Below are 23,947 nucleotides of genomic sequence, written 5' to 3' on the forward strand. Positions count from 1 at the left end.
AGCACAGTCCGGCCCTTGGCGCAGAGCGTTTCGCGACGGCGCCGCGGAAAGCTGTCTCGGCGCTGAAACAGCTCCGGGCGCTTCCCCGGCAGGCTTGACCCCATGGTCGGCGGGCCTGCTGTTGCACGGATGCAACACTGTCCGCCAGGTTCCCCCGGCGCTCACCTCCAAGCCCTTGATTGACAAGGAAAACGCAAAACCGGCACGCCCCATGCTCGCTCCCTGCCAACGCTGATTAGGGCTCAGCGCCAACGAAGGAAGCGCCATCATGTCGGGGAGTTCGCTACGCATCGTCGTTCCAGCGCTGCTGGTCATCGTCGGCTCCGTGCCGGTGAGCCTCCCCGCGCATGCGGCGGACGGTACGATCGTCGTCCAGCGCCAGGTCCAGCCACGGGTCGCCTACCGTCCGAGCATGGTGCCCGACCCACATCCCACCGTCGTCGACACCAACGTCTCCGCCGAGGTCAACGCCCTCGCCAACGGGGCGGCCAGCGGCAATACCGTGAGCCGCGAACTGGGCGATGCCGACTTCGCCATCGTGACCAGCGGTTCCGGGATTCGCAGCATGATTCTCACCGGAAGCGCCCTGCCGGGTTTCGCCAGCCAGCCGGCGAACCCGGCGACGGTCCAGGCCGTCGGCAACCTCGGCACCACCCACGGCGCGGGAGGCGGCGCCGGCGCAGGCCTCGCCGGGCAGATCAACGGCAGCCTCAAGCAGGGCCTGGCGCCGCTGCAGATGCTCGGGGGTGGACAATGAAGCGCCTGTCCGCCCTCCTCCTCGCCTTCGCCTGTATCACGTCGCTCCAGGCCGACCCGCTGGCCTCACGCAATCGCGCCAGCATCGATGCCAGCGGCACCTACCGCGGCAACTTCGCCCTCAACCAGGCCGCCGGCGACGCCCAGCAACAGAGCAACGTTCGTGTCGTCGCGGTCGGCTCCGCGGCCCTCGTCGGCAGCGACCAGCGCCAGCATCTGCAACTCGACGCCAGCCAGCCGATCGCGGCCAGCGCCAGCATCTCGGGGGCGGCGCTACGCGGCAGCGGCATCCTCGGCGTCAACCAGGGCGCCGGCCTCGGCAACCAACAGATCAACGCCTTCCGGCTGAACGTCAGCAACGGCCCGGAAAGCCTGGATGACAGCGTTCTCGCGCAAAGCGTGGCGCTGACCAAAGTCTCCGGTTCGGCCACTCCGGTCCCGGGAGGACGCAGCGTCTCGACGGACGATCGCGCCTTCGCCGGGAGCAGCGGCGTGGTGCAGGTGAACCAGAGCGCTGGGGTGGGCAATCAGTCGATGAACACCCTCAGCGTCAGGGTCATGGAATGACTCTGCCAAGCCAACACAAGCCCAACACTAAGCACAGAAATGCAAGGAGAAACGCCATGAAAGCGACTATGGTCCTGACCCCGCTGGCCCTGGCAATGGCTGCAGTGCTGTCAGTATCGGCCTACGCCGGAAACGAAGGTGGCTGGCACCCGCCGAAACCCAACCCGCAGTCGAACAACAAGGGCGGAGCCACGGCCCTGGTGGTGGATACGCAGCAGAACTACAACAACAAGGTCAGCAACTTCGGCACGGTGAACAATGCCTCGGTGAGCGGCTCGATCAAGGATGCCTCGGGCAACGTCGGGGTCAACGTCGCCGCCGGCGACAACAACCAGCAGGCCAACGCCGCCGCGCTGGCCAGCGCCGACGCCAGCTTCGTGTTCGGCACCGCGACCGCCAGCACCAGCGTGCTGCAGAGCGGCTACGGCAATACGTTGAACAACTACTCCAACCCCAACACCGCATCGCTGAGCAACTCGGCCAACAACGTCTCGGGCAACCTGGGCGTGAACGTCGCCGCTGGCAACTTCAACCAGCAGAAGAACGACCTGGCCGCCGCCGTCTCCAACGGCCAGTACAGCACTGCCGGTAGCGCCGCGTCGCAGACCTCCACCGGCAACACCACCGTCAACAGCGCCAACTACGCCTATGGCGGCACCTACGTGTCGCTGAAGCTGAACGCCGACGGCAGCTACAAGGGCACCTCCGACCAGATCGGCAACGTCTACCTCGACACCTGGGAAGGCCAGACCCATCCGGGCGGCAGCAATACCGGCCACATCGACGTGGACAGCCAGGCCCAGGGCGCCAAGGACCTGAACCACGACGGCGGTGCGTTCGCCTTCAAGGAAAAGGGCGACGTCGACCTGAAAGGCACGGTGTCCGGCTTCATCCCGGCGATCGTCGGCTTCAAGACCCCGGTCACCAACAACGCCAGCCTGAGCAACTCGTTGCAGAACGTCTCGGGCAACGTCGGGGTGAACATCGCCGCCGGTGGCGGCAACCAGCAGAGCAACTCCCTGTCCATCGCCGCCGGTTGCAGCAGCTGCCCGGCCGGTGGCGAGAGCCTTGGCTTCTGATCCTGGCCCAGGGGTTCCGGCGCCAGCCGGAACCCTTTTCCATCCGACACAGGAACCGGCCATGCGCACGCTCATCCTTTCCCTGCTGCTGCTCGTCGACCTCACCGCCCAGGCGGCGACCCTCGGCTTTCCCGCCCTGCCCGGCGGCGGCCTGGTCTACAAGCAGGTGCAGAGCATCCGCGAGCGGCGCTTCGCCGACCTGGTCGAGCAGAAGACCGATTTCAGCTGCGGCGCCGCGGCCCTCGCGACCATCCTGGAGAAGGCCTACGGCGCCCCGCTCGACGAGCAGGCGGTGATCCAGGGCATGCTCGCCCACGCCGACCCGGAGATCGTCCGCACCCAGGGCTTCTCCATGCTCGACATGAAGCGCTACGTCGAATCCATGGGCATGCGCGCGCGCGGCTACCGGATCGAGGCGGCGCAACTGGAACAACTGAAGATCCCCGCCATCGTGCTGATGGAAATCCGCGGCTACAAGCACTTCGTCGTCCTGCAACGCACCCAGGGCGAGTACGTGTACGTGGGTGACCCGGCGCTGGGGCACAAACGCTACGCGCTGACAGAGTTCGCCAAGGGCTGGAACGGCATCGTCTTCGCCGTGATCGGCCAGGGATACGACCGCGGCAATCCGCTGCTGACGCCGCCCGAACCGCTGACCGCGCGCAATCGCCTGGACCGCTTCAAACCGGTCAGGGACGCCGAACTGATGGAATTCGGCTTCATCCAGAGCGATTTCTTCTGATCGCAGGAGCCGGATGCTCCGGGAGCACGCCATGTACACGCACCACTGCTTCGTCCTCGCCTGCTGCCTCGGCGCTGCGCTGCCCGCCCCCGCCAGCGACCTGTTCGCCCCCGCCGAACTGAGCGACCAGGAGCTTTCCCATCTGCGCGGGCGCTATGTGCTGCCGGGGCGGATCGTCAGCTTCGGAGTGACCATGAGCAGCACCTGGCAGAACGCCAGCGGCCAGGTCCTCGGCGCACGCGTCGACCTGCAGGTGCGGCAGAACCTGGCGCGCCCGGTCCTCAACGTCACCCTGGTCGATCGGCCAGGCGACGCCCCACCACCCGCCGCCGGCAACGGCCAGGTCCTCGGCGGCGCCGGACTGGCGCAGACCCAGGGGGTCAGCCAGAGCATCCGCACCGCCGGCGACCACAACAGCGCCAGCAATGGCGTCAGCATCGAGGTCCGCCACGGCGACGCGCCGCCGCCACTGCCGGGCGGCACGCCGCTGGAAGGTGCGCTGGCCCTCAGCGGCGAGGCCGGCACGGTCAAGGTCACGCCGAACGGCGGCGCCCTGCAACTGGCGATTCAGGCCAGCGGCCAGGGCGCCAGCCTGCAAAGCCTCGGCGCCGGCGGCCTGGTGCAGAGCGTGGCGCTCAGCGGAAACCGCAACCTGGTGCAGAACCTGGCGGCGCTCGAGGTGATGCTCAAGGACCGGCCGGGCGCCGATCCGGCACTGAATTGCGCCTGGGAGCAATTGCGCGCGCTGCGCCCCAGCGGCTACTGAAAGTTGATCTAGTCTGAAATCACTGTGCTATCGGAAGGCCATAAAAACGGAACGGCAAACATGACCCAGACACTCTCGCTGCGAGCTGTCCTCTGCGCCACCACCCTGGTTTCCCCGTTCCTGGCGCAGGCCGCGACGGAGTCCGAGGTCGAGGCGCTGAAGAAGGAACTCCTGGAGCTGCGCCAACGCTACGAGGCCCAGCAGAACGCCCTGATGGTCCTCGAACAGCGCGTGCGCCAGGTCGAGGCGCAACCCCAGGCGCCGCAGCCGCAACGCCTGGTCAAGTCGATCCAGCCGCCGGCGCAGGCGCGCAACGACGCCAACGCGGTCGCCGGCACCTACGGCGCCAGCCTCAAGGACGATGGCGCGCCCGCGCCCAGCGTGGAAAACATCTACCAGGACGCCAGCGGCTTCTTCGGCGGCGGCACCTTCAGCCTGGAGACCGGCCTCACCTACAGCCACTACGACACCCGCCAGTTGTTCCTCAACGGCTTCCTGGCGCTGGACTCGATCTTCCTCGGCAACATCGGCGTGGACCAGATCGATGCCGACATCTGGACCCTCGACCTGACCGGCCGCTACAACTGGAACCAGCGCTGGCAGGTGGATATCAACGCCCCGGTGGTCTATCGCGAATCGACCTACCAGTCCGCCGGCGCCGGCGGCTCGACCTCGCAGATCACCGAGAAATCGGTGACCGGCGACCCACGCCTGGGCGACGTCAGCTTCGGCGTCGCCTACAAGTTCCTCGACGAAAGCGAGAGCACCCCGGACGCGGTGGTCAGCCTGCGGGTCAAGGCGCCCACCGGCAAGGATCCCTACGGCATCAAGCTGAAGCAGGTACCGGGCAACAACAACCTCAACGTGCCCGACGACCTGCCCACCGGCAACGGCGTCTGGTCGATCACCCCGGGCATCTCGCTGGTGAAGACGGTGGACCCGGCGGTGCTGTTCGGCAGCCTGTCGTATACCTACAACTTCGAAGAGTCGTTCGACGACATCAACCCGCAGCAAGGCGTGAAGACCGGCGGCAAGGTCAAGCTCGGCAACTGGTTCCAACTCGGCGTCGGCGTGGCCTTCGCGCTGAACGAGAAGATGAGCATGTCGTTCTCCTTCTCAGAGCTGATCAGCCAGAAGAGCAAGGTCAAGCAGGACGGCCAGAGCTGGCAGACCGTCAGCGGCAGCGACGCCAACGCCGGCTACTTCGGCCTGGGCATGACCTATGCGGTGAGCAACAGGTTCAGCATCGTGCCCAGCCTGTCCATCGGCATCACTCCGGACGCGCCGGACTTTACCTTCGGCGTGAAATTCCCCTACTACTTCTGAGGGGCCACCGTTCGAGCCTGGGCATGCCCTACCCCTCGAAGGGATGCGTGAGCCTGGGAGCGATCCTCGCCTAGCTGCGCAGGGCGGATAACGCCGCAGGCGTTATCCGCCGGTAGCAACGGCACCGTCCCTCTCAAGCCTCGCCAGCGAGCGCCCGCTCGACTTCCTCGCGCGAGGGGATCGAGGTCTGCGCGCCGAGGCGGGTCACCGAGATCGCCGCGGCGGCCTGGCCGAAACGGATCGCCGCCGCCTCGTCGAGGCCGCGCGCAAGGGCCGCGGCGAAGCCGCCGACGAAGGTGTCCCCGGCCGCCGTGGTATCCAGCGCCTTGACCCGCGCCACCGGGAAATGCTCGACCCGCCCCTCGCCCACCAGCAGGGCGCCCTGTGCGCCGAGGGTGACGATCACCCTGCCGGCGCCCATTTCGCGCAGGCGCTCGGCGGCACGCCCGGCGCTCTCCAGGGAGTCCACCGGCAGGCGGCAGAGCAGTTCGCTTTCGGTCTCGTTGGGGACCAGGTAGTCCACCAGCGGCAGCCACTCCGCCGGCACGTCGCGGGTGGCCGGCGCCGGGTTGAGGATCACCGTCTTGCCCAGCGCATGGGCCCGGCGCAGCACATGGCCAACCGTCTCCAGCGGGCTTTCCAGCTGGCAGACCACCACCTGCGCCTGCTCCAGCAAGTGCTCGTGGCGCGCCAGCACGGCCGGCGACAGGTGGCCGTTGCCGCCGGCGACGATGACGATGGCGTTCTGGCTGCTGTCGTCGACCACGATCAGCGCCACTCCGCTGGACTCCCCGGCCACCCGCTCGACGCCCTGGCAGTCGATGCCCTCGGCCTGTAGCGCACGGTACAACTGGTCGCCGTAGGCATCGTCGCCAAGGCAGCCGATCATCGCCACCTCCGCGCCGAGACGCGCCGCGGCGACCGCCTGGTTGGCTCCCTTGCCGCCGGGAACGGTGATGAAGGACTGCCCGGCGAGGGTCTCGCCGCCCCGTGGCAGGCGCGGCGCGCGCACCACCAGGTCCATGTTCAGGCTGCCCACCACCAGTACTTTCGCTTGCATCGTTGCGTCCTTGTTCCAGCCTCTCTCTAGCGAGGGCGCCCCCGGCGCCCGGTTCAGACCCGCACCAGCGGCGGCGCGGTGGATTCGCGCAGGACCAGCGCCGGCGCCACCACCCGCCGCTGCATCGGCTCCTCGCGCTCGGCGATGCGTTGCAGCAGCAATTGCGCAGCGATCTCGCCAAGCAGGCGGATCGACTGGCCCACGGTGGTCAAGGCGGGAAACACGAAGCGGCTCAGCTCGATATCGTCGAAGCCGATCACCGACAGTTCGTGCGGCACCCTGATATTCAGCTCGGCCGCGGCGCGCAGCACGCCGATGCCGATCATGTCGTTGCCGGCGACGATCGCCGTCGGTCGCTCGCCCTCGCCGCCCAGCAGGCCGAGCGCCGCGTGGTAGCCGCCGGGGCTGCTGAACTCGCTTTCCAGCAGCCACTGCGGGCGCACCTCCAGGCCGGCCTTGGCCATCGCCCGCCGGTAGCCCTCGACCCGCAGCGTCGAGACCTTGGTCGACAGCGGCCCGCCGATGCAGGCGATGTCGCGATGGCCCAGTTCGAGCAGGTGGCGGGTCGCCAGGTAGGCGCCCATCTCATGGTCGATCTGCACCCGGTCGGCTTCCACGCCTTCCACCTCGCGGTCGACGATCACGGTCGGCGTGCGCATGTTCGCCAGTCCCTTGGCCAGCGCGCCGTCGCCGCCGGCGGACGCCAGGACCAGGCCGTCGATGCGTTTCTCCTGGAGCACGCGCAGGTAGTTGGCCTGCTTCTGCGGGTTGTCGTCGGAGTTGCAGAGGATCACGCAGTAGCCGTTGCGCTCGCAGCAATCCTCGATGCCGCGCGACAGCTCGGCGAAATACGGGTTGGTGCTGTTCGGCACCAGCAGGCCGATGATCGAGGTGGTGCGCACCTTCAGCGAGCGCGCCACCGCGCTGGGCACGTAGTGCAGCTGCGCGATGGCGTCCTCGACCTTCTTGCGCACCGCGTCGCTGACCGGCCGCGTCCTGTTCACCACATGCGATACGGTGGTGAAGGAAACCCCCGCCATCGCCGCCACGTCCTTCATTGTCGCCATCGTTCAGCCCTGTCTGCGGGCGCGATGGCTGCGATAGGTATCCAGCACCACCGCTACCACGATCACCGCCCCGGTAATGATTCGTTTGGTCGGCTCCGACGCACCGATCTGCGCCAGCCCCGCCGCCAATACGGAAATGATCAGCACGCCGAAGAAGGTGCTGACCACCGAACCTCGCCCGCCCATCAGGCTGGTGCCGCCGATCACCACCGCGGCGATGACCTGGAGTTCCAGGCCGACCCCGGCGTTGGGATCGGCCGCTTCCAGACGCGAGATCTGGAACAGCGCGGCCAACCCGGCGAGCAGCCCCATCAGGGCGAATACTGCAATCTTATAGGGTTTCGGGTTCACACCGGCCAATCGCACCGCTTCTTCGTTGGTGCCGATGCCGATCAGGTAGCGGCCGAACACCGTGCGGGTGAGCACCGCCTGGGCGGCGAACATCACCAGCAGGGCGATCACGAAGGCCGGCGAAATGCCGAACGCCAGCGGATTGGACAGCCAGGCATAGGCGTCGCCGATATAGGCCGTGCGCGAGTCGGTCATCTGGTAGGCCAGCCCACGGGCCATCTCCAGCACCCCGAGGGACACGATGAACGAGGGAATCCGCCAGGCCACCGTGATCGAACCGGTGACGCAGCCGGCCAGGGTCGCGCAGGCCATCCCGAGCATCGCCGCCGGCAGCACGCCCCAGCCCCAGCCGAGCGTCGCCAGGCTTACCGCCGAGGCCGCCAGGGCCAGCACCGAACCTACCGAGAGATCGATGCCGCCGACGATCAGAATGAAGGTCATGCCCACCGCCAGCACCACCAGGTCGGGGATCTGGTTGGCGATGGCGAGGAAGGTGCCATAGCTGAGGAAGTGGCTGCTCAGCGCCGAGAACAGCGCGATCATCGCCAGCAGCGCGCCGGCCAGGCCGAGGTAGGTGCCCAGGCCGAAATAGTTGCCGCGTCGCAGGGTTGGCGCTGCGGCGGCGGTAGCGGAAGACGTCGGGTCGCTCATTTCTGGTTCCTTGCGTTGCGTGTTCACGACGTCGCCAGCAGCGCGTCGCGTTTCTTGTAACCGGCGAAGGCCGCCGCCAGCAGCGCGTCCTGGGTCCAGGCGTCGCGCTCGAAGGTGTCCACCATACGTCCCGCCGAGAGCACGCCGATGCGATCGCAGATCAGCATCAGCTCGCGCAGGTCGCTGGACACCACCACCAGCGCCTTGCCCCGGCGGGTCAACTCGGCGAGCAAGGCATAGATATCGAACTTCGCGCCGACATCGATGCCACGGGTCGGCTCGTCGAACAGCAGCACCTGGCAGTCGCGCTCCAGCCAGCGGCCGATCACCACCTTCTGCTGGTTGCCGCCGGACAGTTCGCCCACCGCCTGCGCGGTGTCCGCGCAGCGCACCCGCAGCGCCTCCACCTGGCGCCGCGCCAGGGCTTCCTCGCGGCGCCGGTCGATCACCCCGTGGCGCGCCAGCGCCGGCAGGTTGCCCAGGGCCAGGTTGGCGCTGATCGACTGGTCCAGCAGCAGGCCCTCGCCCTTGCGGTCCTCGGTGATCAGCGCAACCCCCTGGCGCACCGAGTCGGCCGGCGAACGCAGGCTCAGGCGCTGCGGCGGATCGCCGAGCAGGACCTGCCCACCGTCGGCGCGGTCGGCGCCGTAGATCAGGCGCAACAATTCGGTGCGCCCGGAGCCGATCAGTCCGGAAATGCCGAAGATCTCCCCCGCGCGCACCTCGAACGACACCTCATGCACCTTGCCGCGCCGGCTCAGCCGCTCCACCCGCAGCAGCGGCGCACCGGTCTGCCGTGGGCCCAGGTCGAAGCGCTCGCCCAGTTCGCGGCCGACCATCAGGGTCACCAGTTGGTCGGCGTCGTAGCGCTCGATCGGCTCGACGCAGACCAGGCGGCCATCGCGCAACACCGCGATGCGCTGCGAAATCCGCGCCAGCTCTTCCAGGCGATGGGAGATGTAGACGATCGCCACGCCGCGTTCGCGCAGCCGCTCGACCTGCTCGAAGAGCATGTCCACCTCGCGCGCGGTAAGCATCGCCGTGGGTTCGTCGAGGATCAGCAAGCGGCAGTCGCCGATCAGGTTGCGGGCGATCTCGACCATCTGCTGGTGGCCGATGCCGAGGTCGCCGACCAGCGTGTCGGGATCGATCGCCTCCAGGCCGACCTGAGCCATCGCCTCGCGGGCCGCCGCGCGCAGGCGCCGACGGTCGATCCAGCCGGCGCGCCGGGGCAGGTCGTGGAGGAACAGGTTCTCCGCCACCGACAGGGTCGGCAGCAGGTTCAGTTCCTGCATCACCATGCGCACGCCCAGCGCCTCGGCCTCGCGGCGGCTAGCGGGGGCGTAAGGCCGGCCGAGGAGCTCCAGGCTGCCGGCGCCGGGACGTTCCAGGCCGCCGACGATCTTCGACAAGGTGCTCTTGCCGGCACCGTTCTCGCCGGTCAGGGCCAGCACCTCGCCGCCGAACAGTTGCAGGTCGATCTCCGCCAGCACCGGCTGCGCGTAGGTCTTGCCGACCCCGCGGATGCTCAGCAGCGGCAATGCGTCGCTAGACATGGGAAGGCTCCATCGGACGGCTCAGGGCGCGGTCACCAACTCGACAGGCGTCTCGACCACGCCGTCCTTCTCATGTTCCGGGGTTTGCCCGGCGAGCAGCTTGAGCGCGGTCTGGATACCGAACACCGCCTGCTTCGCGGCGAACTGGTCGGCAGTGGCCAGCACCCGGCCATCCTTGAGCATCGGCTTGATCGCCTGGATATTGTCGTAGCCGACCACCTTCACCTGCCCGGCGCGGCCCGCCGCGCGCACCGCCGATACCGCGCCGAGGGCCATGCTGTCGTTGCCGGCGAGCAGCGCCTTGAGGTCCGGATGCTCGTTGAGCATCGCCGAAGCCACCGCGTTGCCCTTCTCGATTTCCCAGTTGCCCGACTGCAAGGAGACGATCTTCATCCCCGCCGCGTCCATCGCATCCCTGAAGCCGGCGGTGCGCTGCTGGGCATTGGTGGTCGTAGAGACCCCTTCGATGATGCCGACCTCGTCGCCGGCCTTCAGTCGCTTCGCCAGGTACTCGCCGACCAGCCGCGCGCCCTTGCGGTTGTCGGGCCCGACGAAGGGCACGCCGATCTTCTTCGCCTGCAGCACCTGCGGGTCGAAGCGGTTGTCGATGTTGACCACCACGATGCCGGCGTCCAGCGCTTTCTTCACCACCGGCACCAGCGCCTTGGAATCGGCCGGCGCGATCACCAGTGCGTCGACCCCGGAAACGATCATCTGCTCGACGATGCGGATCTGGCTGGAGGTATCGGTCTCGTCCTTGATGCCGTTGGAAACCAGTTCGAACCGGTCGGCATGCTCCTTCTGGTAGGCCTTGGCGCCGTCCTCCATGGTCAGGAAGAACTCGTTCGCCAGCGACTTCATCACCAGCGCGATCCTGGGCTTCTCGGGAGTTTCCGCGTGGACGGCGGACAGGGGCAGGAACGAGGAACAGGCAGTCAGCACAACGGCAGCCAACAGGCGCCGGGAAGCGACCCGCTTCATGGTGTATCCTCCAGCTTTTCTTATCGTTGTATTGAGGCTTTTCCAGGAGATTATCCAGACGCAAACGTTTGCGTTAGGTGAATATGCGTCTATCTGACAGATTCTGTCAATCGCCATGAGCAACTGTCGCGAACCGGTCGGGATCGGTTGGATTCTAGTTCGCTACGGCTGGGAAACGCAGGATATTTTGCTTGGCCGGCACATCTCCCGCCGCCCGCTCAGCGCAACCGGTGCTTGTGCAACAGGCGGTAGAAGGTCGGCCGCGACACCCCGAGCATCCGCGCGGCCACGCTGAGGTTGTCGCCGTAGCGGGCCAGCGCGTCGCACATCGCCTGGCGCTCGGCGCAGAGCTTGTAGACCTCCAGGCTGGACAACGGCGGGCCGTCGCCGCGCGCGCATTCCAGGCCGAGGTCCTGGGCCTCGATCTGCCGCCCCTCCGCCAGGACCAACCCGCGACGCACCCGGTTGGCCAGTTCGCGGACGTTGCCCGGCCAGGCGTGCATCGCCATCGCCGCCAGCGCGTCCTCGCTGAAGCGGCGCGGGCGGCGGCCGGTCTCCAGGCTGTAGAGCCGGGAGAAATGATTGGCCAGCAGCGGCAGGTCCTCGCTCCGTTCGCGCAACGGCGCGGTGCCGACCTGCAGGACATTGAGCCGGTAGTAGAGGTCCTCGCGGAAGGTCCCGGCGTCGATCGCCGCCTCCAGGTCGACATGGGTCGCCGCCAGCACCCGCACGTCCACCTCGACCGGCCGGTTACCGCCGACCCGCTCGATCTGCTGTTCCTGGAGAAAGCGCAACAGGTTGGCCTGCAACTCCAGCGGCAGGTCGCCGATCTCGTCAAGGAACAGAGTGCCGCCGTCGGCCGCCTCGATCCGTCCGACCTTGCGCTGGTGCGCGCCGGTGAAGGCGCCCTTCTCGTGGCCGAACAGCTCGGACTGGATCAGGTGCTCGGGAATCGCCCCGCAGTTGATCGCGACGAACGGCTTGTCCGCGCGCCGCGACTGCCGGTGCAGGGTACGCGCGACCAGTTCCTTGCCGGTGCCGCTCTCGCCACGGATCAGTACCGGCGAGTCGGTCGGCGCCAGCTTCGCCAGCAGCCGGCGCAGGTCGCGTACGGCCAGGCTCTCGCCGAGCAGTTCGTGCTCGCCCTCGGCATCGCCGGGCACCGTGCCGCGCCCGCGCAGGCGGGCCATGCCAAAGGCGCGGCCGAGGGTCACCTGCACCCGCGCCATGTCGAACGGCAAGGTATGGAAGTCGAAGAACCATTCGCAGACGAAATCGCCGACGCCATTCAGCGGCAAGGTGTCCGGGCTGAGCACGGCGATCCACTCGGTGCCGCTGCGGCTGATCAGGTCCTTCACCGTCTCCGGCCGCTCCAGGTGGAACGGCCGCAGGCGCAGCAGGCCGACGTCGCAAGCGCGTTCGCGCGCCGTTTCCAGCGCGCAGCTGTCCACTGCCCAACCCGCCTCGCGAAGGCCCGGCAACAGGCGCCGGCAATCGTCGCACGGGTCCACCACCAGCAGACGGCGGAGGTTCGATGCATCTAACATGTGTGCTCCTTTGCGGCGCCAATTCTTTGAACCGTCATAAAAACGGCATGTTGGCGCTCTGAAAGGAAAATCTAGCAATTTTTTGACGCGCGAAAGTGAATCTTTGTTTATATCGCCAATGCCGAAATCGTCTTATCAGTCGTAGCCGCGACGCTTGACTTCCAGGCGCCGGACGAACTCCTCCAGGACCAGCTTGTAGAGGTCGTCGCCGAGGTAGACATCCTCCACCCCGCAGTCGATGTTCGGGTTGTCGTTCACCTCGATCACCACCACCTTGTCGCCGGCCTGCTTCAGGTCCACCCCGTAGAGGCCGTCGCCGATCAGGTTGGCGGTCTTCACCGCCAGCTCCACCACCTTGCGCGGCGCCTCGTGCACGGGCATGGTGCGGAAATCGCCGCTGACCTCCTCGGCGTCCGGGCTGTGGTCGTAGATCTGCCAGTGGCCCTTGGACATGAAGTACTGGCAGGCGAAGATCGGCTTGCGGTTGAGCACGCCGATACGCCAGTCGTACTCGGTATAGAAGAACTCCTGGGCAAGGATCAGCACCGAGCGCTCGAAAAGCTCGGCGCTGGCTGCCAGCAACTGCTCCTGGTCCTCCACCTTGATCACCCCGCGCGAGAAGCTGCCGTCGGGAATCTTCAGCACCAGCGGGAAGCCCAGGCGCTCGCCGACCTTCTCCAGTTCCTGCGGGTTCTCCTTGTAGAGAATCTCCGTGGCCGGCATGCCCAGCTTGTGGCTGCGCAGCAGGTCGGCCAGGTACACCTTGTTGGTGCAGCGCAGGATCGACACCGGGTCGTCCATCACCACCAACCCTTCGCTCTCGGCCTTCTTGGCGAAACGGTAGGTGTGGTCGGCGACATTGGTGGTCTCGCGGATGAACAGCGCGTCGTACTCGGCGATCCGCGAATAGTCCTTGCGCTCGATCAGGTCGACGTCGATGCCGAGGCTGCGGCCGACCCGCACGAAGTTCTTCAGCGCTTTGGCATCGGAAGGCGGGAACGCCTCGCCGGGGTCGTGGAGGATCGCCAGGTCGTAGCGGAACGGCTTGCGCGAACGCGGCTTGCGCCAGATCTGCCGGCTGAAGCTGTCCAGGGCGTTGGCGAAGAGGTCTTCCTGGTCCTCGCGCAGCTTGTGGATGGCGCCGGGCTTGATGCCCTCGATGTGCCAGGTGCGGTTGCGCTTGAACTCCACCAGCAGCAACGGGCAGGGAAACGCCTCGAACAACTGTCGCGCCAGGTCCTGCAGCGGCTCGATATCGGTACGGCCGAAATACAGGGTCAGGGTGAAACCATCGGTGCTGCCGTAGGGGTGCGCGGCCAGGGCCTTGTCCAGGGTGCGATCCAGATCTTCCAGGACCAGGCTGTACAGCGACTTCCTGGCCAGCTCGCTGATCGTCCGCACCGAGGGGATCACCTTGTGCCCGCGCGCCTCGGCGAGCAGCGAGCAGTAGTAGCCATGGCGCAGGTACTTGTAGTGCCGGCACAGGTTGATCACCTGGACCCGCTTGCCAGTGTCGTCGTCGATGGGCAGTTCCAGGTATTCCTGGGCGGTGACCACATCCTCGCTGGGGTAATAGGACGTCCAGTCTTCCTTGCGTTCCACGATGATGAACAGCTTGCTCACGACACCTCCCGGGGGGACAGCGAAACCACGGCGCATTCGGAACCGGCTTGCCGGCGCACGCATCCCGGCCAATACTCGGCGGGAATCCCTTGCGAAACCGCTCTATGGCGCCTGCCAGCAAACCGAAGCGTACAGCACCCATTACAGCACGCCCGCGCGGAAGTTCCCGCCCGCGGCCGTGGAGACCGCTATGAACCTGACCCTCCGCCCGGCCGGCGCGGACGACCTGTCCGCCCTGGTCGAGCTGGAAAACCGCTGCTTCGACTACGATCGCCTGTCCCGCCGCAACTTCCAGTGGATGCTCACCCGCGCCCACGCCAGCCTGACGGTAGCCGAGGGCGACGGCGGCGTGCTCGGCTACGCCCTGGTGCTGTTCCACGAAGGCACCTCGCTGGCCCGCCTCTACTCCATCGCCATCGACCCGCGCGCCCGCGGCATCGGCCTCGGCCAGAAGCTGCTGGAAGCCGCCGAGCAGGCCGCGCGGGACAACGACCGCGCCTACATGCGCCTGGAAGTGCGCCCGGACAACCGTGGCGCCATCGCCCTCTACGAGCGCAACGGCTACCGTCCCTTCGCCACCGTGCGCGACTACTACGAGGACCACAGCGAAGCGCTGCGCTTCGAGAAACGCATCCGCAACCCCGGCCACGACCAGCGCCGCCACGTGCCCTTCTACCGGCAGACCACCGATTTCACCTGCGGCCCGGCCTGCCTGCTGATGGCCATGGGCGCGCTGCAACCGGAGCGCCAGTTGATCCGCCGCGAGGAACTGCGCCTGTGGCGCGAGGCGACCACCATCTACATGACCGCCGGGCACGGCGGCTGTAGCCCCCAGGGCCTGGCGCTGGCCGCCTGGCGGCGCGGCTTCCGGGTCAAGCTGGTGCTGTCCGCCAGCGGCCCGCTGTTCCTCGACGGCGTACGCAACGAAGACAAGAAGGCGGTGATGCGCCTGGTCCACGAGGACTTCTGCGAGGAACTGGACGCCTCGGGCGTCGAGCAGAAGCGCTCGGCCAGGCTCGACATCCCACGCCAGCTGGCCAGGGGCGGCCAGCCGCTGGTGCTGATCAGCAGCTACCGCCTGACCCGCTCCAAGGCCCCGCACTGGGTGCTGGTCACCCACTACGACGAGGACTTCGTCTACCTCCACGATCCCGACGTCGACCACAGCCAGCACCGCCAGCCGCTGGATTGCCAACACATCCCGGTAAGCCACGCCGAGTTCGACAAGATGAGCCGCTTCGGCCGCAGCAAGCTGCGCGCGGCAGTGATCCTGTTCAACCCGGAATGATCCGCATCGCCCCGTCCTGCGGCGGGGAGATGTTCTCGCCTATCAATCAATTCCATCGATAGTGGCTAGTGAGACTATCCATTTTTCATTCGCCAACGCCGATGTTTACATAGTCGCCAGATCCCCGAATAACCAGAACGGAACTGGAGACGACACCATGAGCTACTCCGCCAAATCCTTCTCGGCCCTGATCAATGCCATGCGCGCCGACGGCATCACCCGCCTGGAACAACTGGCCCGCCAGCCCTTCCGCAACGCCCAGGGCTTCTGGAGCGCGGAGGCGAAGAAATGAAAGCCCTGCTCGACCGCCGTACCGATCCCACCTGGATGCTCTATGCCGCAATCATCGCCTGGCTGGCCTTCTCCGGTCTCTGACCGGCAGGCCACCGGCGCCTCGCCCTGCCGTTCCAAGACGCTCCGGCGTCCGCCTTTCTCCGGTGAAATACCGAGCTTTCGTCGCCAACATCGCCAGGCGAGGCCTGCGCAAACGTTTCACCCGTTCGCTGTCAAGAAAACCTTGTCAAAAAAGCTGATAGCAGCTTGCCAATATGCCAACGCCTTGGCATAACGGTGCCCAAAAAAGGCCTACAAGGACGTTCCTGATGCGCACCGTGAAAAAGGCTCTGCTGGTTGTCGGCGTGATCGTGCTGGCGGTCGTCGGGGTGGTGGTCTACTACGTCGCCAATCCCAACCTCCCCCACTACCAGGCGCCGAGCGAGGTACGCTACCTGCCGCAATGGCAGGACGAGGCCCGCCAGCGCTTCTACTACACGCCCCAGGGCACCCTGGTGAAGGGCCTGCACTACGACTGGTTCACCGCCCTCGAACTGCCCTTCTCCGAAGACCCCTTCGCCGCCCCCGAATACCTCGCCCGCTTCGGCTTCCTCGTCGATCCGCAGCAGAAGGCCAGCGACCTCAACCCCGGCAACCTGCCGGTGGGCTTCAGCCAGCACCGCGACGAGAAGACCGGCACCCGCTACCTGGACATCACCTGCGCCGCCTGCCACACCGGCGAACTGCGCTACCAGGGCAAGTCGCTGCGCATCGACGGCGGCGCCGCCATGCACTCCATCGCCGCCACCGTGCCGACCCTGCGCGGCGGCGCCTTCGGCCAGGCGCTCGGCGCGAGCATGGCCGCCACCTACTACAACCCGTTCAAGTTCAAGCGCTTCGCCAGGAAAGTCCTCGGCGAACGCTACGAACAGGACAAGTCGCAACTGCGCGCCGACTTCAAGGCCGTGCTCGACACCCTCCTGCGCACCGCCTGGAACGACACCCGCCGCCACCTCTACCCCACCGAGGAAGGCCCCGGCCGCACCGACGCCTTCGGGCGCATCGCCAACAGCGTCTTCGGCGATGCCATCGACCCGGGCAACTACCGCGTCGCCAACGCCCCGGTGAGCTATCCGCAGGTCTGGGACATCTGGAAATTCGACTGGGTGCAATGGAACGGCTCGGCCATGCAGCCGATGGCGCGCAACATCGGCGAGGCCCTCGGCGTCGGCGCGCGCCTGCAGATCTTCGACGAGCACGGCCAGCCGCTGCGGGGCGAGCAGCGCTACGCCTCCAGCGTACGCCTGCACGACCTGCACGCCCTGGAAGAAACCCTGCAACAACTGAAACCGCCGACCTGGCCGGAAGACCTCTTCGGCCGCATCGACCTGCAACGCGCCTCCCAGGGCCGCGCCCTGTTCGAAGCCAACTGCGCCTTCTGCCATGCACCCAAGGTGCAACCGGCGGAATACGCCGCCCCCGGACGCAATCCCGAGTGGCGCATGCACATGGTGCCGACCGAGGTGATCGGCACCGACCCGACCACCGCCGACAACATCGCCGACCACCGCTACGACCTGCGCAAGCTCGGCTGGAGCGTCGACGAACTGGCGCGGATGAACGTCCAGCTGATCGGCGCCGATCCGCAGCAACTCGACCTCTCGCAACTGTCCTCGGCCAAGGGCCTGGCCTACATCACCGCCTTCGTCGAGCAGCGCGCCTACCGGGACGCCGGCATCCCGCCGGAACAGCAGAAGACCATGAACGGCTTCGACCTGCCGATCGGCGTACAGGAACTGCGCGCCTACAAGGCCCGCCCGCTGGACGGCATCTGGGCGACCCCGCCGTTCCTGCACAACGGCTCGGTGCCCAACCTGTTCCAACTGCTCTCCCCGGCCGCCGAACGCTCGCCGCAGTTCTACGTCGGCACCTTCGAATTCGATCCGAAATTCGTTGGATTCCGCACCGAGAAATTCCCCGGCGGCTTCCTCCTCGACACCCGTCTCACCGGCAACCGCAACAGCGGCCACGAATTCCGCGACGGCTGCCGGCAGAACGGCGTGATCGGCCGCGCCCTCAGCCCGGAAGAACGCTGGGCGCTGGTGGAATACCTGAAGGTGCTCGGCAACCCCGAATTCGAGCGCCGCCTGGTCCCGGCCCAGACCCCACCCTGGACGCCCGGCCCGAAATGCCCGGCGCCGGAGCAACGGACCGCGCAACGCTGAACCTGGGAAATGGAGAAGCGCGAGGCATGGCGCCGCCGCCCCTCTCCACCCCGAGCAGCCCCTCTCCCTTCAGGGGGGACGCCTGGCCAGAGGACGGGGAGAAGCAATCGTGGCGCACTCCCCGCCCAAGAAGAATAAAAGCCCACAGCCAACGCACACCACCAAGGACACCCACTCCATGCGAGCACTCCTCACCCACGCCTGGCTGTTCCTCGGCAAATGGCTCGGCCGCCTGCTCCTCCTCCTGCTGGCCGTCGGCCTCGGCGGCTGGGCCATCGGCAGCCTCTACTACGCCTGGAAATTCTCCGGCCCGGTGTCCGCGGAAGAGCAGATCGCCGCGGACGAAGCCCGCATCACCCAGGCGATCATCCAGGACGCCATCCGCGTGGTCGAACAGCACCGCGACAACACCCGCGTCCTGCGCGATGCCCACGCCAAGGCCCACGGCTGCGTGAAGGCCGAGTTCAAGGTACGCGCCGACCTCGACCCGACCCTGCGTCGCGGCGTGTTCGCCGAAGCGGGCAAGAGCTGGAACGCCTGGGTGCGCTTCTCCAACGGCAACGCCTACCCGCAGTTCGACAGCAAGAACGACGCGCGCGGCATGGCCATCAAGCTGCTCGACGTGCCCGGCGAAAAACTCCTGCCCGGCCGCGGCCATGACGGCGAGCAGGACTTCGTCATGTTCAACCAGCCGGTGTTCTTCATCCGCGACATCGCCGAATACCGGCAGAACTTCGCCGCCCAGGCCGACGGCAAGAAAGCCCTGGCCTTCTTCCCCAACTGGAACCCCGCCAGCTGGGAACTGCGCCACCTGCTGATCGCCCTACGCACCCTCGCCCCCGCCCCGGACAGCCCGCTGCACGCCGGCTACAACGGCATCTCGCCGTACAAGCTGGGCGAACACAACATCAAGTTCCGCGTCGTCCCCGCCCCGGAGAAGTGCCCGGCCTACCAGCTACCGAAGCAGAACCAGGACCTGCCCAACTTCCTCCGCGCCGCCCTGTACCAGCAACTCTCCATCGACCGCACCCCCGCCTGCTACGCCTTCCAGGTGCAGCGCCAGGACCCGGCCAAGTACATGCCCATCGAAGACACCAGCGTCGAATGGAAGGAGTCGGACGCGCCCTTCGCTACCATAGCCGACATCATTGTGCCAGCTCAGGATTTTGATAGCCGGGAACAGAACCTGTTCTGTGACAACCTCTCATTCAACCCCTGGCACGCGCTGCCGGAGCATCGGCCGATCGGCGGGATCAATCGGTTGCGGAAGGCGGTTTACGAGGCGGTCAGTGGGTATAGGTTGGGGAGGAATGGGTGAGGGGTTGGGAAGGTGGAAGGTAGCTGCGTATGGCGTCTCTCTTGGTATTGATTTCGCCAATTTGGGCTGTCAGAAAACGGCCGATTCTGTTGAAAAAGTAGGTTTAGCGGCGGCCTGCCGATCAGGTGTGCCTGCTGTCGAAGTGACTGCAAGCCACTTCAGGTTGCCTTTCGGCGTTTCGCTGAGCGTCCTTGCTCAGGCCTGAGGGTTAATTTGAAGGTTTCTGCTCTCAGCAGGCGTACCTATCCCGTGAGCGGTGGCCCTTGAGGCAAAAGCTTGGCCATGCGTCGCAGGTTCTGCACCGCCGCCGCCAAAGTGAATTCGTCAGTGGCACCTGTCAGGCCGCGCAGTCGTAAACGATCGAGTTTCATGATCCGTTTGAGGTGGGCGAACAGCATCTCCACCTTCTTTCGTTCGCAGCGAGAGACGAGGTATTCCGGTGTCTTGGCGATGCGCCTGGCCACATCGCGGGCAGCCTCATGGATACTGCGGACGATCTTCCGATTCGGCGTGTTGGGGCAGCATTTCGCTTTCAGCGGACAGGTAGTGCAGTCGGTTTGGCTGGAGCGATAAATGATGGTGTGGGCCTTGGTCACCCGCGATCTTTTCTGGGTGAAGGCGCGCCACTCACTGCGTAGTGGTTTGCCGGCTGGGCAGCGGTATTCATTGGCCTCCTGGTTCCAGTGGAAGTCGTTACTGGAGAGGCTGTCGTCCTTGCGCTCAGTCTTGTCCCACACCGGCACATGCGGCTCGATGTCCTTTTCTTCGACCATCCAGGCCAGCATCGGGGCGGTGCCATAAGCGGTATCGCCGATAAGGCGTTCCGGTGTGAGATCGAACTGAGCTTTGACACGCTCAACCATCGTCCTAGTCGAATCGACTTCGGCGGTACGGTGCGCCGGGGTAGCTTCCACGTCCATGATCACACCGTGCTCAGTGTCGATCAGGTAATTCGTGGAGTAGGCAAAAAAGGCCGGCCCACCTGGCGCTGCTGTCCAACGGGACTGAGGATCTGTGAGCGAAATTTTCTTGGGAAGAGCCTCAGCCAGCGCCTCTTCATCAAGGGCTTCGAGGTACTCGCGCACTGCGCGGCTGCTGAGCTTTGGATCGTTCCAATCGACCTCATCTCCCGCTACCCCACGTTGCCGGCTGGCATCCGCCTTGATGATGCTAGCGTCGACGGCAAAACCTTCGCCCTTGACTAGGCCGGCTGCCATGCAACGCCGCAGCACCTCATTGAACAACCAGCGGAACAGATCGCTGTCACGAAAACGCCCATGGCGATTCTTCGAGAAGGTCGAGTGATTGGGGACTTCGTCTTCCAGACCCAGCCGGCAGAACCAGCGATAGGCCAGGTTCAGGTGCACCTCTTCGCACAATCGCCGCTCGGAACGAATGCCATAGCAGTAGCCGACGACCAGCATGCGCACCATCAATTCCGGGTCAATCGAGGGGCGTCCGATGGGACTATAGAAGTCCGCCAGGTAGGCGCGCAGATCACTAAGATCCAGGCACTGGTCGATGCTGCGCAGGAGGTGTTGAGCCGGGACGTGATCTTCTAGGTTGAACGAGTAGAACAGGCGCTGCTGTCCTCCCGGTAACTGCCCCATCATGCTGTTCGCCCCCACGCTCGCTGACAGAGCAATTTTGCCAACGGTATGGAGAGGCCGCTACTTTTTCAACAGAATCGGCCAGAAGCAGACACTCCTAATCTTGAGCAGGCCAGCATTGGCAGGCTACCCTCCCTAAAATACGAGCGGAACGCATTGGCTGTGCCAGTACTAGCGATCCACTGCGTGGAAAAGTGGAGGAGATATCCCTTCTTGCCTCCTGAGAGCGTCCCAGCTATGACTGGAGTGTCGATCGTTTGGCGGCGTGATGGCCCCTTGCTGCATTCTCTGCTGGCGCCTTATTTTCCACTTTGTGAAATACACAGTGAGATCTTGCCATTGTGTCGGCAATGGGTCTTAGTCCAAGCAATGTCAATGAACCATGGTGGCGGCGTACTGCTTGCTATCGAATGTCGTGCTGGCGAACAGCATAGCCAGAGATCTTTGGAGATCTAATGAGCTTTTTTACGGATGAAGAGCAGGCCTCGCTGACCATTAAACGAATGATCCTTCACGTGGTTGGCAACAAGGATTTCCTGGCCATGCCCGAGCGAGCGCTGGAGGAGGAGAGCTTCTTCAAAGAGAAAATCCTCGATACGGCTGCCGCGCCAGTATTCATGTTTAAGAATCATTCAAGCACTAAGCAGCAGCTGGAAACCATAGCTAACGGCGAGGCAACGTTTGAGCGAGGAGCCCAGGCTCTAGCATTGAACTTCAACAACAAACATGTTGGGGGGAGTGCTGATGGGGTATTGTGCATGTTCGAACTCGCTGTCGACGATCCCGATGTCACCATCTTCAGCTTGATCAAGTATGACTATAAGCTAGCGCTTGAGCAGGATGATGCTCAGCCAGCGAATGCATTGCGACGTATCCTGACTGCCCTCGTCGACGACAAGAAGGCTATTCAGAAGACAGCCTTGATTCGCATAGTGAATGGTATTGCCAGCCAGGACGTATCCGCCACTGACAGGACAAAGCAGGGCCCGGATATTGCCGATTACTTCGCTGACTTTCTTGCTGTCACGCGAAGCATTTCGGACACCGAGCTCAGCGAAATAACTAGGAAGCTGCTGAGGAGTACCCTGCAAGCCTGTAAGAAAGACCTGCCGAGCGAGGACGTACCTAAGGCTATCAAAGTGGCCCAGGGTGTTTTAGGCAGACGAATGAAGATCGATGAAGATGCAATCGTCGAAGCTGTGCTCGTTGCTGCTAACTCTCCTGTGGATGAGAAGGTAGCAACCCGTTTGGAGAGGGAAACACGCAGGCGGGTTAAGAGCAGCAAGCTTCATGAACTCAGCTTCAAACCCGACCGAAAGATTCTTCGACAACCCTACATGCGCAAAATCATGACGGTTGAAGGTGTGACAATTCTCTTCCCTGACAAGGAGGACAATCCCAATGTGACGGTGATTGACCTTGAGGGTGATAAGAAGACGATCATTGTCGAGACCAACAAGGTCACGGAGAATAGCGTTGTCGCACCTAAACTTGGCAACCCTGCTTAACGCGCTAGCACGCAACCGGCAGACTCTGGTCTCTGAGGGGGAGTTGACGCTCTCTGCTTCGAGCCTATCAGCGAACGTTGCGATTGAACTGGCAGAAGCTACAGTGGCTGCTGGTTGGCCGCTCAGCATTTTTGACCAGCAGGGAAATGAGTACGAGCTCAACGAAGTCGAAGATGACTTCGCCCCATTTCGATTGGAGCTTCAAAAGTCTGTGTCGTCAGCTAATGGTGATCTGTTCCTAGTCACTGAGGCTGGCTTCAAGAAATATCTCGAGAAAGGGCACGCCTCAACGACATGGCGCCTGCTAGGCCTGAGCCATCCGTTCTGCTGTCGATCGAGAGCGTTCTTGAGATGGGAGGATGAACTGAGTTTTGAGGTTGGACTTCCGTCAAAGCCTCCCAGACTGCTGGTAAAGGAGTCTTCTTCAGTCCGAACCGTTCCTGAAGATGTACTGCCTTGGCTTCTGCTAGACGGTCAGATGCTTGATGCCGCCAATCCTTTCCATGCGTTATGGATGGTGCACGCTTTCGATGCGCTTAGTCGTTGTATTGCGAACGAGATCGATCCATCGGGCTCGACCTTGCTTTTCAAGGGGCCACCAAAGCTGAAGCTTGCGTTTGATCCTAGTCTCAAAATAGATGCTTCACCTATAACACTGGAGCGCCTCTTGATTCTCCAAGAGGCTGCCGGATGGGTGTATGACAATCCTAGAGAGGCAGAAACCAAGCACATCCTACTCTCAGCTGAAATTGCTCGCTCAGGGCGTGCTGATGGGGAGGTGGTTTCATACTTTGGCGAGCATCTGGAGGCCGCCCTAGAATCTGCGAAGATTGCCTATCAGATGGCAATTTCCGATATCGCAAAGGACACCCTGAAGTCCTTGGGAGACCTTCGTAAGGCCGTAACTGACGAGACCTCGAAAGCTACCGACGCAACGCGGCAGGCGGTCACTGCTATTGCGACTGCCCTTACTGTGGGTTTGGGTATTGTAGCTGCACGCTTAAGCGTGCAGATCAACCCGTATCTCATTACTGCCGCTGTGCTCGTGGCGTTCACCTATACGCTGATCAGTGTGTTCTCTGGATGGAAATTCATTCGTATTCAACATGCACTACGGGAGGAATGGCAGCCAAAGCTTTACAGATTTCTGGCAGCTGCAGAGTTCGACAAGATGGTCAGGCGGCCCATTGCTCGTGCAGAGCGCGTCTTCAATGGGGTTGCAGTTGTGGGTCTGGCGGTGTTGCTCTCAATGGTAATTGCAGTGAGCCATTTCGCCTTCACCCGAGTGGATCCGCCGCTTAGCGGAAAGGACGATGGTGCCACGCCGTTGCAGAGTCCTTCTTCCTCTCCAGCATCGTCCGCCCCAAAGCAACAAGAATCTGAGGGCAATCGCTCTCGAGAAGAGCAACCAGACGGTTGGCCATCTCTGATTACAGCTTCCCTATGATTATGTGATCGTGCAGCGCAGGATACGGAATGAATCGTCCCTAGTTTCATAGATATCTTCCAGCTTCAAGGATGGTCTGCTTAGCCTCTGTGAGACCGGCCGCTTTTGGCCGAAAGCGGGGGCTACGGCTGCAACATCTGGCGGAGGAGTGGGCGTTCAGATAGGAGCTTTGAATGGATCGCCGTCGCCATTGCGCATTTGAATGC

General features: G+C 64.5%; 20 protein-coding genes. 12 read left to right on the top strand and 8 right to left on the bottom strand.

The window, feature by feature from the left end; translation table 11 throughout:
* Window positions 1-268 precede the first annotated feature (268 nt).
* The 6 genes from ACM0M4_RS16605 to ACM0M4_RS16630 all read left to right on the top strand — a co-directional run bounded on the left by ACM0M4_RS16605 (window position 269) and on the right by ACM0M4_RS16630 (window position 5,236).
* Window positions 269-757, top strand: a complete 489-nt coding sequence (locus tag ACM0M4_RS16605; RefSeq protein ID WP_003113478.1) for a hypothetical protein — start codon at window positions 269-271, stop codon at window positions 755-757.
* Window positions 754-1,323 carry a hypothetical protein gene (locus tag ACM0M4_RS16610; RefSeq protein WP_029610356.1) on the top strand — a complete coding sequence of 190 codons (570 nt, stop codon included), beginning with the start codon at window positions 754-756 and terminating at the stop codon, window positions 1,321-1,323. Before ACM0M4_RS16605 ends, ACM0M4_RS16610 begins: the two co-directional genes overlap by 4 nt.
* 56 nt (window positions 1,324-1,379) lie before the next feature.
* The gene (locus ACM0M4_RS16615; protein WP_003088317.1) at window positions 1,380-2,402 is read left to right on the top strand and encodes a hypothetical protein; all 1,023 of its coding nucleotides are present in this window, start codon (window positions 1,380-1,382) and stop codon (window positions 2,400-2,402) included.
* A 61-nt stretch (window positions 2,403-2,463) separates the two neighbouring features.
* On the top strand, window positions 2,464-3,144 hold the full coding sequence (locus tag ACM0M4_RS16620; protein ID WP_003117395.1) for a C39 family peptidase: 681 nt from the start codon (window positions 2,464-2,466) through the stop codon (window positions 3,142-3,144).
* Window positions 3,145-3,157: 13 nt separating this feature from the next.
* Window positions 3,158-3,910 (top strand): hypothetical protein, encoded by a 753-nt coding sequence (locus ACM0M4_RS16625; protein WP_003144431.1) that lies wholly within the window; start codon window positions 3,158-3,160, stop codon window positions 3,908-3,910.
* A 60-nt stretch (window positions 3,911-3,970) separates the two neighbouring features.
* Window positions 3,971-5,236, top strand: a complete 1,266-nt coding sequence (locus ACM0M4_RS16630; RefSeq protein ID WP_003088309.1) for a transporter — start codon at window positions 3,971-3,973, stop codon at window positions 5,234-5,236.
* A 133-nt stretch (window positions 5,237-5,369) separates the two neighbouring features.
* On the opposite strand, the gene rbsK is transcribed toward ACM0M4_RS16630, so the two are convergent.
* The 7 genes from rbsK to ACM0M4_RS16665 form a co-directional block, all read right to left on the bottom strand.
* Window positions 5,370-6,296 carry a ribokinase gene (gene rbsK, locus ACM0M4_RS16635; RefSeq protein WP_003450278.1) on the bottom strand — a complete coding sequence of 309 codons (927 nt, stop codon included), beginning with the start codon at window positions 6,294-6,296 and terminating at the stop codon, window positions 5,370-5,372.
* 53 nt (window positions 6,297-6,349) lie between these two features.
* Entirely contained in the window at window positions 6,350-7,363 is a 1,014-nt protein-coding gene (locus tag ACM0M4_RS16640) for a LacI family DNA-binding transcriptional regulator (protein ID WP_003119158.1), read from the bottom strand.
* A 3-nt stretch (window positions 7,364-7,366) separates the two neighbouring features.
* Window positions 7,367-8,365, bottom strand: a complete 999-nt coding sequence (locus ACM0M4_RS16645; RefSeq protein ID WP_003088303.1) for an ABC transporter permease — start codon at window positions 8,363-8,365, stop codon at window positions 7,367-7,369.
* 23 nt (window positions 8,366-8,388) lie between these two features.
* Window positions 8,389-9,921 carry a sugar ABC transporter ATP-binding protein gene (locus ACM0M4_RS16650; RefSeq protein WP_003119159.1) on the bottom strand — a complete coding sequence of 511 codons (1,533 nt, stop codon included), beginning with the start codon at window positions 9,919-9,921 and terminating at the stop codon, window positions 8,389-8,391.
* Between the two features lie 21 nt (window positions 9,922-9,942).
* A complete protein-coding gene (locus tag ACM0M4_RS16655; RefSeq protein ID WP_003088297.1) occupies window positions 9,943-10,902 on the bottom strand; it encodes a sugar ABC transporter substrate-binding protein in 960 nt (319 codons plus the stop codon).
* A gap of 218 nt (window positions 10,903-11,120) precedes the next feature.
* Window positions 11,121-12,449, bottom strand: a complete 1,329-nt coding sequence (locus tag ACM0M4_RS16660) for a sigma-54 dependent transcriptional regulator (RefSeq protein ID WP_003111270.1) — start codon at window positions 12,447-12,449, stop codon at window positions 11,121-11,123.
* Window positions 12,450-12,584: 135 nt separating this feature from the next.
* Entirely contained in the window at window positions 12,585-14,072 is a 1,488-nt protein-coding gene (locus ACM0M4_RS16665) for a RimK family protein (RefSeq protein WP_003088294.1), read from the bottom strand.
* Between the two features lie 190 nt (window positions 14,073-14,262).
* Here ACM0M4_RS16665 and ACM0M4_RS16670 point away from each other — a divergent pair, with 190 nt between their 5' ends.
* The 4 genes from ACM0M4_RS16670 to ACM0M4_RS16685 all read left to right on the top strand — a co-directional run bounded on the left by ACM0M4_RS16670 (window position 14,263) and on the right by ACM0M4_RS16685 (window position 19,176).
* On the top strand, window positions 14,263-15,360 hold the full coding sequence (locus ACM0M4_RS16670; protein WP_054376069.1) for a GNAT family N-acetyltransferase/peptidase C39 family protein: 1,098 nt from the start codon (window positions 14,263-14,265) through the stop codon (window positions 15,358-15,360).
* Between the two features lie 157 nt (window positions 15,361-15,517).
* Window positions 15,518-15,652, top strand: a complete 135-nt coding sequence (locus tag ACM0M4_RS16675) for a hypothetical protein (RefSeq protein WP_003088290.1) — start codon at window positions 15,518-15,520, stop codon at window positions 15,650-15,652.
* 310 nt (window positions 15,653-15,962) lie between these two features.
* A complete protein-coding gene (locus ACM0M4_RS16680; RefSeq protein ID WP_054379995.1) occupies window positions 15,963-17,858 on the top strand; it encodes a di-heme-cytochrome C peroxidase in 1,896 nt (631 codons plus the stop codon).
* A 178-nt stretch (window positions 17,859-18,036) separates the two neighbouring features.
* Entirely contained in the window at window positions 18,037-19,176 is a 1,140-nt protein-coding gene (locus tag ACM0M4_RS16685; RefSeq protein WP_054376067.1) for a catalase family protein, read from the top strand.
* A gap of 242 nt (window positions 19,177-19,418) precedes the next feature.
* On the opposite strand, the gene ACM0M4_RS16690 is transcribed toward ACM0M4_RS16685, so the two are convergent.
* Window positions 19,419-20,789 carry an IS1182-like element ISCfr1 family transposase gene (locus tag ACM0M4_RS16690; RefSeq protein ID WP_065285146.1) on the bottom strand — a complete coding sequence of 457 codons (1,371 nt, stop codon included), beginning with the start codon at window positions 20,787-20,789 and terminating at the stop codon, window positions 19,419-19,421.
* A 452-nt stretch (window positions 20,790-21,241) separates the two neighbouring features.
* Here ACM0M4_RS16690 and ACM0M4_RS16695 point away from each other — a divergent pair, with 452 nt between their 5' ends.
* The gene (locus tag ACM0M4_RS16695; protein ID WP_025921246.1) at window positions 21,242-22,294 is read left to right on the top strand and encodes a nucleoid-associated protein; all 1,053 of its coding nucleotides are present in this window, start codon (window positions 21,242-21,244) and stop codon (window positions 22,292-22,294) included.
* Window positions 22,278-23,741, top strand: a complete 1,464-nt coding sequence (locus ACM0M4_RS16700; RefSeq protein ID WP_123794464.1) for a hypothetical protein — start codon at window positions 22,278-22,280, stop codon at window positions 23,739-23,741. The genes ACM0M4_RS16695 and ACM0M4_RS16700 overlap by 17 nt, the downstream gene beginning before the upstream one ends.
* The last annotated feature ends 206 nt before the right edge of the window (window positions 23,742-23,947 follow it).

Origin of the sequence: Pseudomonas sp. 18-147 (assembly GCF_051048045.1) — a bacterium.
Taxonomy (GTDB): Bacteria; Pseudomonadota; Gammaproteobacteria; order Pseudomonadales; family Pseudomonadaceae; genus Pseudomonas; species Pseudomonas aeruginosa.

Bases quoted from the DNA above. Each gene is read 5' to 3' on its own strand.
- ACM0M4_RS16605 (WP_003113478.1), top strand. From the start codon at position 269: ATGTCGGGGAGTTCGCTACGCATCGTCGTTCCAGCGCTGCTGGTCATC.
- ACM0M4_RS16610 (WP_029610356.1), top strand. From the start codon at position 754: ATGAAGCGCCTGTCCGCCCTCCTCCTCGCCTTCGCCTGTATCACGTCG.
- ACM0M4_RS16615 (WP_003088317.1), top strand. From the start codon at position 1,380: ATGAAAGCGACTATGGTCCTGACCCCGCTGGCCCTGGCAATGGCTGCA.
- ACM0M4_RS16620 (WP_003117395.1), top strand. From the start codon at position 2,464: ATGCGCACGCTCATCCTTTCCCTGCTGCTGCTCGTCGACCTCACCGCC.
- ACM0M4_RS16625 (WP_003144431.1), top strand. From the start codon at position 3,158: ATGCTCCGGGAGCACGCCATGTACACGCACCACTGCTTCGTCCTCGCC.
- ACM0M4_RS16630 (WP_003088309.1), top strand. From the start codon at position 3,971: ATGACCCAGACACTCTCGCTGCGAGCTGTCCTCTGCGCCACCACCCTG.
- rbsK (WP_003450278.1), bottom strand. From the start codon at position 6,296: ATGCAAGCGAAAGTACTGGTGGTGGGCAGCCTGAACATGGACCTGGTG.
- ACM0M4_RS16640 (WP_003119158.1), bottom strand. From the start codon at position 7,363: ATGGCGACAATGAAGGACGTGGCGGCGATGGCGGGGGTTTCCTTCACC.
- ACM0M4_RS16645 (WP_003088303.1), bottom strand. From the start codon at position 8,365: ATGAGCGACCCGACGTCTTCCGCTACCGCCGCCGCAGCGCCAACCCTG.
- ACM0M4_RS16650 (WP_003119159.1), bottom strand. From the start codon at position 9,921: ATGTCTAGCGACGCATTGCCGCTGCTGAGCATCCGCGGGGTCGGCAAG.
- ACM0M4_RS16655 (WP_003088297.1), bottom strand. From the start codon at position 10,902: ATGAAGCGGGTCGCTTCCCGGCGCCTGTTGGCTGCCGTTGTGCTGACT.
- ACM0M4_RS16660 (WP_003111270.1), bottom strand. From the start codon at position 12,449: ATGTTAGATGCATCGAACCTCCGCCGTCTGCTGGTGGTGGACCCGTGC.
- ACM0M4_RS16670 (WP_054376069.1), top strand. From the start codon at position 14,263: ATGAACCTGACCCTCCGCCCGGCCGGCGCGGACGACCTGTCCGCCCTG.
- ACM0M4_RS16675 (WP_003088290.1), top strand. From the start codon at position 15,518: ATGAGCTACTCCGCCAAATCCTTCTCGGCCCTGATCAATGCCATGCGC.
- ACM0M4_RS16680 (WP_054379995.1), top strand. From the start codon at position 15,963: ATGCGCACCGTGAAAAAGGCTCTGCTGGTTGTCGGCGTGATCGTGCTG.
- ACM0M4_RS16685 (WP_054376067.1), top strand. From the start codon at position 18,037: ATGCGAGCACTCCTCACCCACGCCTGGCTGTTCCTCGGCAAATGGCTC.
- ACM0M4_RS16690 (WP_065285146.1), bottom strand. From the start codon at position 20,789: ATGATGGGGCAGTTACCGGGAGGACAGCAGCGCCTGTTCTACTCGTTC.
- ACM0M4_RS16695 (WP_025921246.1), top strand. From the start codon at position 21,242: ATGAGCTTTTTTACGGATGAAGAGCAGGCCTCGCTGACCATTAAACGA.